This is a genomic window from Acinetobacter sp. YH12041, from assembly GCF_013419975.1.
Lineage (GTDB): Bacteria > Pseudomonadota > Gammaproteobacteria > Pseudomonadales > Moraxellaceae > Acinetobacter.
In genome coordinates this window covers 1-14,883 of record NZ_VOZC01000024.1, presented here as the reverse complement: position 1 = coordinate 14,883, position 14,883 = coordinate 1, and the positions used below count along the sequence as shown (strand labels likewise).

General features: G+C 46.2%; 11 protein-coding genes and 1 pseudogene. 7 read left to right on the top strand and 5 right to left on the bottom strand.

Annotated elements, in window-relative coordinates; genetic code table 11:
- Positions 1 to 33: 33 nt before the first annotated feature.
- The 3 genes from FTU00_RS13590 to FTU00_RS13580 all read left to right on the top strand — a co-directional run bounded on the left by FTU00_RS13590 (position 34) and on the right by FTU00_RS13580 (position 2,517).
- A complete protein-coding gene (locus FTU00_RS13590; RefSeq protein WP_180179896.1) occupies positions 34 to 1,314 on the top strand; it encodes a hypothetical protein in 1,281 nt (426 codons plus the stop codon).
- Between the two features lie 21 nt (positions 1,315 to 1,335).
- Positions 1,336 to 1,623: a chorismate mutase gene (locus tag FTU00_RS13585; protein ID WP_004780403.1), complete on the top strand. Its 288-nt coding sequence runs from the start codon at positions 1,336 to 1,338 to the stop codon at positions 1,621 to 1,623.
- Positions 1,624 to 1,779: 156 nt separating this feature from the next.
- Positions 1,780 to 2,517 carry a sulfite exporter TauE/SafE family protein gene (locus FTU00_RS13580; RefSeq protein ID WP_180179895.1) on the top strand — a complete coding sequence of 246 codons (738 nt, stop codon included), beginning with the start codon at positions 1,780 to 1,782 and terminating at the stop codon, positions 2,515 to 2,517.
- On the opposite strand, the gene FTU00_RS13575 is transcribed toward FTU00_RS13580, so the two are convergent.
- The 4 genes from FTU00_RS13575 to FTU00_RS13560 all read right to left on the bottom strand — a co-directional run bounded on the left by FTU00_RS13575 (position 2,514) and on the right by FTU00_RS13560 (position 8,568).
- Entirely contained in the window at positions 2,514 to 3,419 is a 906-nt protein-coding gene (locus tag FTU00_RS13575; protein WP_180179898.1) for a LysR family transcriptional regulator, read from the bottom strand. The two genes, FTU00_RS13580 and FTU00_RS13575, sit on opposite strands and share 4 nt — an antisense overlap.
- Before the next feature lie 97 nt (positions 3,420 to 3,516).
- Positions 3,517 to 4,812, bottom strand: coding sequence for a solute carrier family 23 protein (locus FTU00_RS13570; RefSeq protein ID WP_166137407.1), 1,296 nt, complete (start codon positions 4,810 to 4,812; stop codon positions 3,517 to 3,519).
- A 297-nt stretch (positions 4,813 to 5,109) separates the two neighbouring features.
- On the bottom strand, positions 5,110 to 7,794 hold the full coding sequence (gene ppc / locus FTU00_RS13565) for a phosphoenolpyruvate carboxylase (protein WP_180179894.1): 2,685 nt from the start codon (positions 7,792 to 7,794) through the stop codon (positions 5,110 to 5,112).
- 150 nt (positions 7,795 to 7,944) lie between these two features.
- On the bottom strand, positions 7,945 to 8,568 hold the full coding sequence (locus FTU00_RS13560) for a TetR/AcrR family transcriptional regulator (protein WP_180012127.1): 624 nt from the start codon (positions 8,566 to 8,568) through the stop codon (positions 7,945 to 7,947).
- A gap of 148 nt (positions 8,569 to 8,716) precedes the next feature.
- On the opposite strand from FTU00_RS13560, the gene FTU00_RS13555 reads away from it, so the two are divergent.
- The 4 genes from FTU00_RS13555 (at position 8,717) to dnaJ (ending at position 14,687) form a co-directional block, all read left to right on the top strand.
- Complete coding sequence (locus tag FTU00_RS13555; protein ID WP_180179893.1) at positions 8,717 to 9,820, top strand: efflux RND transporter periplasmic adaptor subunit; 1,104 nt, start codon at positions 8,717 to 8,719, stop codon at positions 9,818 to 9,820.
- A 2-nt stretch (positions 9,821 to 9,822) separates the two neighbouring features.
- Entirely contained in the window at positions 9,823 to 12,960 is a 3,138-nt protein-coding gene (locus tag FTU00_RS13550; protein ID WP_180179892.1) for an efflux RND transporter permease subunit, read from the top strand.
- Between the two features lie 130 nt (positions 12,961 to 13,090).
- The gene (locus tag FTU00_RS13545; RefSeq protein WP_104426832.1) at positions 13,091 to 13,468 is read left to right on the top strand and encodes a hypothetical protein; all 378 of its coding nucleotides are present in this window, start codon (positions 13,091 to 13,093) and stop codon (positions 13,466 to 13,468) included.
- A 103-nt stretch (positions 13,469 to 13,571) separates the two neighbouring features.
- Entirely contained in the window at positions 13,572 to 14,687 is a 1,116-nt protein-coding gene (dnaJ, locus tag FTU00_RS13540) for a molecular chaperone DnaJ (protein WP_034703346.1), read from the top strand.
- A 50-nt stretch (positions 14,688 to 14,737) separates the two neighbouring features.
- On the opposite strand, the pseudogene FTU00_RS13535 reads toward dnaJ, so the two are convergent.
- A pseudogene (locus FTU00_RS13535) lies at positions 14,738 to 14,883 on the bottom strand (IS4 family transposase); the annotation flags it as partial.

The window sequence follows — 14,883 nt, the reverse complement described above, 5'->3', positions numbered from 1 at the left end:
CTGGCATGACAAAATCTTTTCGAGGCACCTCTCATGTCCCTGCTACGCCGTTGGTTTGATCCAATCCGATCGAGTTGGTTTTACCAGAAACCAGTTCGTCAAACGGTGTTATCTATTGAAGATGGCTTGAGCATCCATTTAAGACTGGATGATGTTTATAGTTATCTGGCGGTACAACAGTTACCGCAACTGGAAGAAATTCTCAGTCCGGAACTGAAGCCACTCAAAGTCATCATTTCAGATCAGCGGGCTGAACCGCCTAATCAAATGTCTTTTGATGAATGGCAGCACTATTGCCTGAATGATGCCAAAATTTTATCTAAACAGCATCGTTTCAGTTTTCATGAGACCCCAGAATTACCGACAGCTGAAGCCTTAAAGCAGGCAGAAACCATCCTGAGAAATACACCATTACGCGGACAGGATTTTCTGTATTTGCTAGAAGATGTATTCCATATGCTCTGGCAAAAACAGAACGGAAAATTACGCACCTTATATGCGATGGCCAGCCGTCATCATGCGCCGCAGAATTTTCCGGAACGAATTTTTGAGCATAATCCGATTCTGGCCAGCTATTTCCAGTTTGGCGGACGCCAGTATCAGGCGGTAGATGACTTGTTACGTCTGACCCGTCGCCTGAAACAGCAGAGATTACTGACCGGCAATCCGATTTTCCTGATCAATCATATTGAATGGCGCGAGCATCTGATCAGTGATGCGGAAGAGCTGAATGAAATCCAGTCTATGGACCCGGAGCTAGACCTGTATATCGCTCTGGAAGATCCGATTTCCTGGTTGTTGCTGGCCTATATTAAGGAAGAGCTGGCTGATTTTTATAATATCCAGTTGAATGTCTATCCGCTGTCTTATCAGGGACGGGACTGGTTTGACTGGAGTCTGGCGACACGCTTATCCAAGCGGACTGAAGTCAAATTTACCCCATTCTGCCGACCAACCGAGCAGGCTGTAATGCCGATGGCGCAATTGTTTTATAGCTGTCCGGAAGAGCAGCGGATTGAAGCCATGTACCAGATTCTGGAAGCGGTCTGGACTCGTGGTTATGATCTGTCTTATGCAGCACATTTCAAGCGTATGCAGCAGGAACTGAGTATTACTGAACTGACCCAGGAAGACGTTCTGGCCAAGTTGCAGGAAAATGACACCTTATGTGAAATGAAGTCCCAGCCGAATTTACCGGTCCTAGAACTGCGTATTGATGGGCAAAGTTATACATTTAATAGCTTATATCGTGTCTGGATGATTGAAAGTATTTTCAGTAATGTGTTAGAAGAAAAGTATAAGAGTGATAACTAAACTGAAAGTGACTGAATAAACATGGAAAAAATCAAAGCTGAATCATTACAACATGCACGTCAACAGATCGATGCCATTGATACAGCTTTAGTTGAGCTGATCGCTGCGCGTCAATTTTATGTTGATCAAACCACCCGTTTTAAAAAAACTGAAACTGATCTGCAATCACCGGAGCGTATGGAACAGATCGTGGAAAATGTCAAAGCCTTGGCACAACAGCAAGGTGTGGATCAGGCGTTTATTGAACATCTGTACCGGGAAATGTTCCAGTATTTCATTCAGCGTGAACTGAAAGAATTCCGTCCTTAAACAATTTTCATATCCGATTTTTGCTGATGAATCTGATGAGTTTCGGCACATCCATCTGAAGCCTCAACATTTGCTTGAGGCTTCCTTCTTAAAACCCTGATTTTACTCTATTCGTGATTTCTATAGCATGAGCTTAAATCAATTTAGGGTCATCAGATGACTGCTTTTATTATTGCTATTTTTGCTCTGGCTGGCCTGATTAAAGGCACCATTGGATTAGGTTTGCCTGCGGTGTCCATGGGTTTGCTGACCATATTTATGAGCCCATTCCAGGCAGCAACTTTACTGATCGTGCCTTCAATGCTGACCAATTTTTGGCAACTCTTTGCTGAAGGTCATGTACTGAAACTGATTCGCCGTTTCTGGCTGTTGCTGGCAGGCATTATCCTGGGTTCAGTCTGGAGTATTTTCCCGACTTTAGGTCATTCTGAATTTCATAGTGAAGCTTTATTGGGCGGGATGCTTGCTCTATATGGCCTATATGGTTTATTGGCGAAACGGATGCCAGATTTAAGCCAGCATGAAAAGTGGCTTTCTCCAATTATGGGATATCTCGGAGGTGCCTTGACCGTGGCAACTGGGGTAGTGGTGATTCCCGTGGTGCCTTATTTACAAACCCTGCATTTAAAACGTGATGATCTGGTTCAGGCCTTAGGATTGGTATTTACTACCTCAACGGTGTGTTTGGCAATTTTCCTGCACCAAAACCCGGTGGAAGATATGCCGATTGATTATGCCATGTCGGCGATTGCACTGATTCCAGCCTTGATCGGAATGTGGTTCGGCAAAAAAATCCGTTCCCGTATCCCTGAACAGAAATTCCGGACAGTATTTTTTATCGGCCTGATCGCCTTAGGCAGCTATATGATGCTGCATCAATTCGGCTGGATTTAATTCAGGATTTTTTGTACATCCGCAGAAATGAGGAACTGGCTAAAGTGCTGATAGGCGGTGCTCAGTTCATCAAAGTTCTTCGCAGCTAACAATAACTTGCGGTTGGCCCAATCTCCCGTCAGCTGGATTTGCTGAAATGCATAGAGCTCGGCCAAACGTTGTGCAGCACGTTTTGGCATGATCGCGATACCTACACCATTGGCCACAACTTGGGCAATGGCGGCAAAATTTGGTAAGCGTAAGCGGTATTGAATTTCACAGTTCAGCAAGCGAGCCTGGGTTTCAATCGACTGCTGCAAAGAGTGATATTGCATCAGACCAACAAAGGGATAACTCAGACAGTCTGCTAATATTAATGCCTGATTAGCTGCCAGATCATGCTGTTCAGGGCAGATCAGCACCAAAGGATCATCTGAAAATTCCAGAGTCTGTAATTGTGGCGCAGGAAAAAAGCTGGAAATAAGTCCTAGCTTGGCAGTACCACTCGCCAAAGCCGCAATGATGTCCTTGCTCTCTGCTTCTTTGAGGTCGATCTGGATATTTGGGTTATTCACCAGATACTGGGGCAATAATAGGGGAAGGTACTCACTTTGTGCTGAAGAGTTACACCATAAGCTGATATTGGAATTGAGTCCTTCACTAAAGCCGGCCATGGCTTGAGACAACTGTTGTCCCTGTTGCAACAGGGCTTGGGCATGTTCAGCAAAGACCTGTCCCGCAAAAGTCATTTTTACCCCAGCAGAATGGCGGCTGAACAGACTGACCTGATATTGCTGTTCCAGCTTTTTAATCCGTTCACTGGCTGCCTGTAAGGAAATAGCAGAGCGTTCAGCACCTTTGGTCAGACTACCTGTGTCGACTATATTGAGAAAAAGATGTAAATCAAAAAAATCCAGACGCATCGGCAGGATGCTCATATAAAAGATCAGGCCTATTTAAACAATTCTAGCGATATAAAAAAAGCAGCCCGGAGGCTGCTTGAAAATTTAAGTCTTCACATTATTTTTTATCGACCAGGCTAAAGAACCAGTTCAGGAATAGCGCAGCAAAGGTCGCTGTACCAATTCCACCGAGGTTAAAGTTACCGAAGGTCAGGGCAAAGTCACCCGTACCCAGAATAATCGTTACTGCTGCCACCATCAGGTTTTTGTTTTGTGAAAAATCGACTTTATTTTCGATCCAGATTTTCGCACCGGCAATAGTAATCAAACCAAAGACCACAATAGAGGCACCGGTTAAAATCGCCGTTGGAATGGTATGAATAATCGCACCAAATTTCGGCGATAAACCGAGGAATACTGCAAATACACCGGCAACAGCAAAGATAATCGTCGAGTAAACCCGGGTAACGGCCATCACACCAATATTTTCACCATAGGTAGTCATACCCGGTGCGCCCACACCACCTGCCAAGGTAGTTGCAATACCGTCCGCCACAAAGGCTTTACCGATATGCGGATCTAGATTCTCACCGGTCATGGCACCCACCGCTTTAATATGTCCCAGGTTTTCTGCAATCAGAATCAAGGCAATTGGCGCAATGATCAGCATGGCATTGGTATCAAATACAGGTGCATGGAAGCTCGGAACACCAAACCAGCCAGCTTGCTGAATTGGCGCAAAATCAATCGCAGTACCATAGCCCATCACATTACTTAAAATGTAGTAAATGAAGTAAGCCAGCAATAAACCGATCAAGAGCAATAGACGCTGTACCAGACCTTTGGTAAACACCGCAATAGAACCCATACACAGTACGGTCACCAGTGACATCCACATATTAAAGGTATTGCCCATGACGTTTTTCACAGTCACAGGGGCCAGGTTCAGACCGATAATCATTACCACCGCACCGGTCACCACCGGCGGCATCAATTTTTCAATCCAGCGGGTTCCCGTTGCCATGACCAGAACACCCATCAAGGTATAAAGCACACCACATGCAATAATCCCGCCAGCGGCGACACCAATATTTGGATTCAGTCCGCCAGCACCTGCATAGCCGGTTGCTGCAATCACCACCCCAATGAACGCAAAGCTTGAACCCAGATAACTTGGTACACGACCACCCGTGATCAGGAAGAACAGGATGGTACAGATCCCCGACATTAAAATGGCCAGATTGGGATCAAAACCCATTAGAAATGGCGCCAGTACCGTCGCTCCGAACATGGCAAAGGCATGTTGTACCCCCAAGATCAGGGTCTGGGCAGGCGGTAAATACTCTGCGGTACCTACTGGTCGTGCATCGATACTACCCTCATAAGGGCGCCACTTGGGAAACCAATTGGACATAAAATGAGCACTCAAAAGATAAATTGTGCACATCATACTCTTGTTTTTTAGAAGATTTAATCACTGAAACAAAATTTTTGTTCAAATTAATTCTATGACTTTATTTGATATTTTACCGTGCGGTAAAAGTTTTTTAAATCAAAACTAAAGTTAAATCAGTGGATTAATTCCCGGACAATTCATATTCAACTTCTATAAGTAATTTCAATTTGATATATAAATAAAGCTTTTTTTGGCTATTGACTGATCAATAAAAAAGCACATCGTGTAGATGTGCTTTAAATGGAAGGGAAAAAATCAACCGGTATTTCGTAAACCGGCGGCAATACCGGCAATACTCACCATTAGGGCATGATCGACTGGCGTGTGTTCAGCCTGCTGCTGTTCCAGATATAATCGACGACGTTTCATCAATTCGGCTTGCAGTAAATGGAGCGGTAACAGATAAGGTTTACGCACGGTCATGGACTGGTCCAAGACACCATTACTGCTCAGCAGTTTTGATTCATCTTTTAAAGTGAGTAGGGTCTGGATGGCATCTTGCAAGCGTTGACGCAGTTCCGTGCCGAGCTCTTTCAGGTCTTCATCCTGAGTCAGATGTGATTCGTAATAGAGCGCGACATTGCTGTCTGCTTTGGACAGCACCATTTCCAGCATATCAATTAAGGTCTGGAAATAAGGCCATTCGGTTAGCATCTCATCCAGAATTGTACGTTGCCCTTGATCCAGTACCTCATTTAATGCGGCACCGGTACCCAGCCAAGCCGGTAACATCAAACGGATCTGGGTCCAGGCGAAGACCCAGGGAATAGCACGCAAGGATTCAATTCCACCGCTGACCTTACGTTTGGCAGGACGTGAACCAAGCGGCAGCATTTGCAGTTCCAGTTCTGGGGTCACGGTACGCAGGTATTTTACGAAATGCGGATTTTCACGTACCGTCTGACGATAGACTTGTACTGACAGATCAGTCATTTTATGCATCAGATCACGCCATTCCGGTTTTGGTTCAGGTGGCGGTAATAAAGTCGCTTCCAGCGTCGCCGCTGTATAAATTTCCAGATTTTGTAGTGCGATTTCTTCCAGACCGAATTTAAAGCGGATCATTTCACCCTGTTCAGTCACCCGAATAGCGCCTGAAATAGAGCCTGGTGGTTGCGAGAACAAGGCTTGCTGGGTGGGTGCACCGCCGCGGCTGATCGAACCGCCACGGCCATGGAACAAGGTCAACTGGATACCATGCTGTTTAGCAACTGCGGTCAGTTCTTCCTGCGCACGGTACTGTGCCCAGTTGGCTGACATAAAGCCGGCATCTTTGGCTGAATCCGAATAACCAATCATGACCTCATGCTTACCCTGAATATGCTGCTTGTACCAATGCATATTAAAGAGTGTCGACATGGTGTCAGCAGCGCCGTCGAGATCTTTTAAGGTTTCAAATAAAGGTACTACCCGTAAAGGCTGTTTAATCCCAGCTTCTTTTTGCAGCAGCAAGACAGCCAGCACATCACTTGGGTATTCGGCCATGGAAATAATATAGGCACCCAGAGACTCACTTGGCTGTTCGGCCAATGTGCGCATGGTGGTAAACACTTCCTGTACATCTGGATGTTCAATCAGGCTACCCGCTGGTTCATTCAGGTGTTTAGGTAGTAGAGGCCGTTTACTTTGCAGTTCCTGCAACAGGAAGTTTTGACGGGCCTGTTCAGTCCAGGTTTCGAAATTACCCAGACCCAGATATTCAGTAATGGCTGAAATGGCCTGACGATGACGACCGGATTCCTGACGGATATCCAGTTTGAGGAGTTCAATTCCGAAACAGTTCACCCGGTAAATCAGGTCCAGCAGACTGCTATTGGCAAGTTCTGCCAGATTGCACGCCATCAATGAGCGATAACAGGTCAGTAACGGTTTTAATAACTCATCTTTACTTTTAATGACCCGACTATCATCCGCATCTTTGCCATGCAGTTTTTCAGCCAGCCAAGCACGGGTAATTTTTAGACGTTCACGTATATCGCGTAAATATTCACGGTAAGGTTCAGGATGTTGGTGGCCTAACGCCTGTGTAATTTCATCACTGCATTGCTGAATAGAAAGTTCCCAGCGCAGGTTTTCAATATCACGCAAATACAGGTCGGCTGCTTTCCAGCGCGACAACCACAATACTTCCTGGGTCACATTATGCGTCACATTCGGATTGCCATCCCGGTCGCCACCCATCCAGGAAGCGAAACGTACCGGAGCAACATCTAGCGGCAAAGTCTGGCCACATTGTTCCTCAACCATGCCGTTCAGCTCACGGATGAATTTAGGAACCGCATTCCAGAGGGTCTGTTCGATTGTCGTAAAGCCCCATTTGGCTTCATCCACCGGGGTTGGGCGATGTTGACGGATTTCATCAGTTTGCCAGGCAGAACTGATGAGCTGTTTTAAGTCAGCCAAAACTGCCTGACGTTCACGCGGGGTCAGTTTCTGCTGGTCAAATTTGGACAGGGCATTATTGATGCCATCATATTTCTGGATCAGGGTGCGTCGGCTGACTTCTGTTGGATGTGCGGTCAGCACCAGTTCAATCTTTAATTCACAGATTTGCTGATATAAGGTTTCTGCAGAAATTTCTTGCTGTTTGAATTTTTCAAATAAAGGAACCAGAGGATTTGGAGATTCTGTGCTTTCCTCAAATTCGCTTTGACGGCGACGACGTACCACATGGTACTGTTCGGCAATATTGGCAAAGTTTAAGAAATGGGTGAAGGCACGGGTCAATGGTAGGATTTCATGATCTTCTAAAGTCAGGAATAATTGTTCCAGCTGTTTTTCTGCTTCCACCTGTCCATCGCGAGCGCCTTTCGATAAGGCCCGAATTTGCTCGACCTGATTAAACAAATCTTGCCCCGCATGTAACTTCAGGGTTTCTCCCAGCAAATTACCCAGTAAACGTACGTCTTCGCGTAGAGGTGCATCAATCTGTTGAATCATTTTTTATATCCCTCCGATTCTTCCTTTGACTATACCCCGACTGCATAACAATCCAAGTCTTTTGCAGACAAAAGTTGAATATCATTTGTTGATAATTGGATGAATTTTAGTCCTTACGCTGTTGCAAGGATCAGGCCAGATAGAAGAAATTTAACGGGAAATTGCATATTTCAGCATAAAGATCTCGATGGCCTGCTGAATGATCTGATGGCGTTGCTGCATGTCAGGTAACGGGCTTAAATCCAGTAAGACTTTGTGATGTCGCATACCTAGCAGTAAGGACACCATCAGTTCGGTCTGATGCTGCGGATCATCAGTCTGGATAAATTGATGTTGCTGCGCCTGCTCAAAGAAATCATGCCAGGCCTGATTCAGCTTGATATGTGAGGCTGTATAAAAACGTTCCGCCAACGGATTTTTTTCATAGGCCAGTTGCATGATGAGCAGGTCCAGTTTGAGAGCTTCCGGCAGATTGGCAATATTGAATGAGCGCAGACAGATCTGATACAGCTCCTGCTGAAAATCACTATCAGGCTGCAGAACTTTAGGAGATTCTTGCAGAATTGCCTCACAGGTTTCTTCAACCGCACAGCTAAACAGCGTGGCCTTATCCTGAAAATGATTATAGACAGTGAGTTTGGTCACCCCGGCTTCCAGCGCAATCTGGTTCATGCTGGAACCATGATAACCATGCTGTAAAAACAGCTGTTTCGCTGCGTTCAGAATACGCTGGCGTTTCTCCAGATCCTTGGGCCGTCCAACCGGTATTTGCACAATTTCATCCAAAAAAATTCAATATGGTCATTGTTTTAACTGCAGAATCCTAATTAGTGTACCGGGTGGTATATTAATTAAAAAATAAGCAATTTATATATCTACCTATTTTGCCCTAAAAATGATGATTAGATAAGAGCGAACAATAATGAGCACGATACAGAGCGCACTGGCTGGCATGATCGTCCTATGCAGTATGGCTTTCTCAGGATGTAGCAAGGACAGCGCTGCAGCAGAACAGGAAGTTCCATTTGTCATGGTGACCACACCGAAAACTTCACATCAGGAATTGAAAAGCTATGCCGGTGATGTCCAGGCACGTCAGCAAACAGCACTGGCATTCCGGGTAGGCGGGCAGGTCATCCAGCGCTTTGTCGATGTGGGCGATCAGGTAAAAGTGGGGCAGGTCTTGGCGACCCTAGATGTGAAAGATGCTCAACTTCAATTAAATGCAGCACGTGCCCAGCTGGAAAGTGCTCAATCGGCCAGTAAAATTGCTCAGGATGAATTACAGCGTTTCAAGCAGCTGTTACCCACCAATGCCGTGAGCCGTTCGCAATATGATGCGATTGAAAACCAATATAAGGCAGCCGCGTCAAATCTGAAACAGGCCCAGTCCAATTATGATACGGCCAAAAATCAGACTGCTTATAACCAGCTCATTGCCAATAAAAGTGGGGTAATTACTGCACGTAATATCGAAATTGGTCAGGTCGTTGCAGCAGGGCAGGCGGCCTTTGAACTGGCGATAGCCGGTGAGCGTGAAGTCGTGATTGGGGTTCCTGAACAGGCGATTTCCGAAATTAAAACCGGTCAGCCGGCCTGGGTCACGTTATGGTCCAAACCGAATGAAAAATTCGCCGCCTTTGTTCGTGAGATTTCACCTGCAGCAGATCAATCGCGTACCTTCCGGGTGAAAGTGGCTTTACGCGAAGGTAATAGCCAGATCCAGCTCGGTCAGAGTGCCCGGGTGTTCTTCCAGAACAGTCAGGACAATATCCTTAGCGTTCCTTTATCCAGCGTTTCAGCGACCGATCAGCAGGCCTATGTGATGGTAGTCAAGCCGGATCATACCATCCGCAAAGTGCCGGTTCAGCTGGGTGCTTATGGCCGTGATTCTGTACCAGTTCTCAGTGGGTTAAAGGCTGATGATTATGTGGTGATTGGTGGGGTGCATCTGCTGCGTGACCAGCAAAAAATCAATCCGATTGACCGTGAAAACCGTAGTGTGAAAATTCAGGCAGGGAGTTAAATATGAACTTTAACCTGTCTGAATGGGCCTTAAAGAATAAAGGTCTGGTACTGTATTTCATGATCCTGCTCGGTTTGGTGGGCATCGTATCCTATTCCAAACTGTCACAAAGTGAGGATCCGCCGTTTACCTTTAAGGTGATGGTAATCCAGACCTACTGGCCGGGTGCCAGTGCTAAAGAAATGTCCTTACAGGTCACCGACCGGATTGAAAAAGAGTTGATGACTACCGGACAGTATGACCGGATCATGGCCTATTCCCGTCCGGGGGAATCCATGGTGACTTTTATTGCCAAGGATTCCTTGGCTTCCAAGGATGTCTCAGATGTCTGGTATAACGTCCGTAAGAAAATCAATGATATTCGGCATGAATTGCCGCAAGGCGTACAAGGTCCATTCTTCAATGATGAGTTTGGTGATACCTTTGGTAACATCTATGTCATCAAGGGTAATGACTTCGATTATGCCACGCTTAAAGAATATGCCGACCGTTTGCAGTTACAGTTGCAACGGGTCAAGGATGTTGCCAAAGTTGAACTGATTGGACTTCAAGACCAGAAAATCTGGATCGAAATCTCCAACACCAAAGCTACCCAGCTCGGTATTCCGGTGACTGCTATTCAGCAGGCACTGCAGCAGCAAAATGCCATGACTCAGGCGGGCTTTTTTGAAACCGGTTCTGACCGGATTCAGGTGCGGGTCAGTGGTGCGATGAATAATGTCGAAGAACTGCAGCAGCTACCTTTACTGGTGAATGGCAAGACCATCCAGCTTGGCGATGTAGCGGAGGTTTATCGTGGCTTTACTGATCCAGCACAACCGCGTATGCGCTTTATGGGCGAAAATGGCATCGGTATTGCCGTATCGATGCGTAAAGGCGGCGACATCATTGCCTTGGGTAAAAATCTGGAACAGGAATTTGCTCGATTGCAGAAAACTTTGCCTCTGGGGATGGATCTGCAAAAAGTTTCAGATCAGCCGGTAGCGGTGAAACGCAGTATTAATGAATTTATGAAAGTTCTGGCCGAGGCCGTGATTATTGTTCTCTTGGTGAGTTTTTTCTCACTCGGGTTCCGTACTGGTTTGGTGGTGGCTTTCTCGATTCCGTTAGTATTGGCGATGACCTTTGCCGGGATGCAACTGTTTGATGTTGGCCTGCATAAGATTTCTCTGGGTGCCCTGATTCTGGCACTTGGCCTTCTGGTCGATGACGCGATCATTGCTATTGAAATGATGGCAATCAAAATGGAGCAGGGCTTTAGCCGCTTACAGGCGGCCGGTCATGCCTGGCGGACGACTGCTTTTCCAATGCTGACTGGAACCCTGATTACTGCTGCCGGTTTCCTGCCGATTGCGACAGCAGCATCCAGTACCGGGGAATATACCCGCTCGATTTTCCAGGTGGTGACGCTGGCGTTATTAGTATCTTGGATTGCCGCAGTTCTGTTTGTGCCTTATCTGGGTGACAAACTCCTGCCAGATTTCAATAAAGATCTGGTGCAGAGAGCACCATGGTATCAACGTCTCTGGGCGCGTTTAGGCAAACGCCCTGAACCGGAGCCGCTGGTGCATCATGCCGGTGAACATCATGATCCTTATCAAACCAAGTTCTATCAGGGCTTTCGCCGTTGGGTGAATATCTGTGTCACCTACCGTAAAACGGTCATTGCGGCGACTGTCGGGATTTTTGTGCTATCCATTTTGATGTTTAATCTGGTGCCAAAACAATTCTTCCCGCCATCGAATCGTGCCGAAATTCTGGTAGATCTGAAACTGGAAGAGGGCGCTTCATTAAAAGCGACTGAAGCGGCAGTGAAAAAAGTTGAAAACTTCCTGTCCAAACAGGAGGGGATTGATAACTATGTGGTCTATGTCGGTACCGGCTCACCGCGTTTCTATTTGCCATTAGACCAGCAATTGCCGCAAGCCAGCTTTGCCCAGTTTGTGGTCTTGGCTTCATCACTTGAAGACCGCAATGAAATCCGTAAATCCTTAAGCGACCAGATTCGGGTGCTGTTACCAGAAGCCCGTACCCGCGTATCTCTGCTGGAAAATGGCCCACCCGTCGGCTATCCATTACAGTTCCGAGTATCGGGTGAAGACCTGGGATTAGTCCGTCAATGGGCACAGAAAGTTGCAGCAACGGTCGGAGATAATCCGAATACTACTAATGTGCATCTGGACTGGGGCGAGCCAAGTAAAGTGATTAAACTGGATATCGATCAGGATCGTGCCCGTCAGTTGGGAGTAAGCAGTAGCGATTTGGCCAATTTCCTGAATAGCTCAATTTCTGGAACTGCGATTGATCAGTACCGTGAGAAACGTGAGCTGATTGAGATCCGCTTACGGGGTGATCAGGCTGAACGTGTCGATGTCGGTTCACTGAGTAGTCTGGCAGTACCGACCACGAATGGGAGTTCAGTTCCTCTGGCCCAGATTGCCAAGATCGAATATAGCTTTGAAGAAGGCCTGATCTGGCATCGGAATCGCTTGCCGACCATTACCGTAAGGGCTGATATCCGGACGCAACTGCAACCGGCAACCGTGGTCAACGAGCTGAAAGATCAGTTGGCACAGCTCAGATCAGAAATGCCAAGTGGCTATTTAATAGAGGTAGGCGGGACAGTTGAAGAATCTGCGCGAGGGCAGAACTCAGTGAATGCGGGTATGCCATTATTTTTAGCGGTGGTGATGACTTTGCTGATGATCCAGCTTAGAAGTATCTCGCGTGCCTTTATTGTCTTCCTGACAGCGCCATTGGGCATTATTGGCGTGGTCTTATTCCTGTTAATTTTCAATAAACCTTTTGGCTTTGTGGCCATGCTGGGTACGATTGCTTTGTCAGGCATGATCATGCGTAACTCATTGATTCTCATTGACCAGATTGAACAGGATATTCAGGCCGGTGAGTCGCAATGGAATGCAATTATCAATGCCACAGTGCGCCGTTGCCGTCCGATTGTCCTGACTGCACTGGCTGCCGTTCTGGCCATGATTCCTTTATCCAGAAGCATTTTTTTCGGGCCAATGGCGGTTGCCATTATGGGAGGATTGATCGTTGCAACGCTATTAACGCTGTTTTTCCTGCCAGCCTTATATGCACAATGGTTTAAAGTGAAAAAAAGTTTAAATTCTGTTTAAATTTGTCATAATTTCAGGTGCGAAATATTGAAAATTTCAATATAGTAGTACCTGATTTTTTAATAATTCAAAAAAGACATACTGCTGCGGAACTCACTTGTGCTGGGCCGCACACTAAGGTTGACTAAACATGACTCAAGACACACTCACCAAGATGCGACGCTCCGTGGCGATGGCTTATGTCTTCATGTTTTTTGCTTTATTTACAGTGGTAAGCGGCATATTCGCCTACTGGTATGCACGTAAGGTGACCCAGATCGATTATGCCGAAGTCTGGTTACAGGCACAGGCACTCTGGATCATGCGTAATATTGTAATTTATTCAGTACTCGCGATTTTTGCAGCGCTCTGGTTCATTCCATTATTTTTCTTCGCCTGGGATAGCCAGCTTTGGGTAAAAGCCTGCACAGTCGCAGGTGTAGTATTCAGCTTTATTGCCATTATTTTCCTCATTAATGCCTGGTTCAAAGGTATCTTCAAATTTTCTCAAAACAAAGCCGTATTCTAAGCTTTCAATTTTTTTTCAGAATTCCCCTTGTAAAGCTGGGTTTAACCCCAATTTTAGACCACAGTCAATATTAAATAGAATTCCGTGAGGAGCATCGCCAGACATGGCTAAACGTGATTATTATGAGGTTTTGGGCGTCTCTAAAACCGCTAGTGATGATGAAATTAAAAAAGCCTACCGTAAGTTGGCGATGAAATATCATCCAGACCGTAACCCGGACAATCCTGAAGCTGAAGAGAAGTTTAAAGAAGCTTCAGAAGCGTATGAAGTTCTGTCAGACAGCGAAAAACGCAGCATGTACGACCGTATGGGCCATCAAGCCTTTGAAGGTGGTATGGGCGGTGGTGCTGGCGGCTTCGGTGGTTTCAGTGCGGAAGATATTTTCAGCCAGTTTGGGGATATTTTCGGTGGAGCCTTTGGTGGGGGGGGCCGTGGCCAGCAACGTCAACGCCGTGGTTCAGACTTACGCTATGTGATGGAATTGACGCTTGAAGAAGCAGTCAAAGGCGTTAAGAAAACCATTACTTTTACTGCACCAGCACCATGTGACGCCTGTGATGGTAAAGGTTCTAAAAATCCGAACGATGTTGAAACCTGTCCAACCTGTCATGGTGCCGGCCAAGTACGTATGCAGCAAGGTTTCTTCTCGGTACAGCAAACCTGTAGTACCTGTCGTGGCCAGGGCAAGATCATTAAGAACCCATGTAATAAATGTCATGGATCAGGTGTATCTGACCGTCAGCAAACCCTAGAAGTTACTATCCCAGCCGGGGTGGACAATGGCGACCGCGTACGCTTGACTGGTAAAGGTGAAGCGATTCGTGATGGCCAATCAGGTGATCTATACGTTGAAGTCGTGGTACGTGAACACGAAATCTTCCAGCGTGACGGTGCAGATCTGTATATGGATGTGCCAATTTCAATTGCGGATGCAGCTTTGGGTAAAGAAGTTCAGATTCCGACATTAGATGGTCGTGTCAGCCTGAAAATTCCTGAAGGTACGCAAACCGGTAAACTGTTCCGCCTACGTGGTAAGGGCGTGAAACCAGTACGTTCAACCATGCAAGGTGATCTGCTTTGCCGTGTTGTTGTAGAAACACCAGTGAACCTGACTGCACGTCAACGTGAACTGTTGAAAGAGTTGCAAGCGACCATGGAAGATGAGGGCAGCCAGTCTTCTCCAAAGAAAAAATCTTTCTTTGATCGGTTGTTTGACTGATCTGGATAGATAAAAAAGGACGCTCAGGCGCACTGCTGTCCCACAATTTTTCACAAGAGGAAGCTCATTTGAGCTTCCTCTTGTTTTATGGGTATTTTATCGGGTGAAAATAAAGCTTTTAAAGTTCTTCTTTCAAACAAATTCACTTGAATTATTCTGAGTAAACGTTGAACTGTCCAACCTGTTTTTCCTAAAT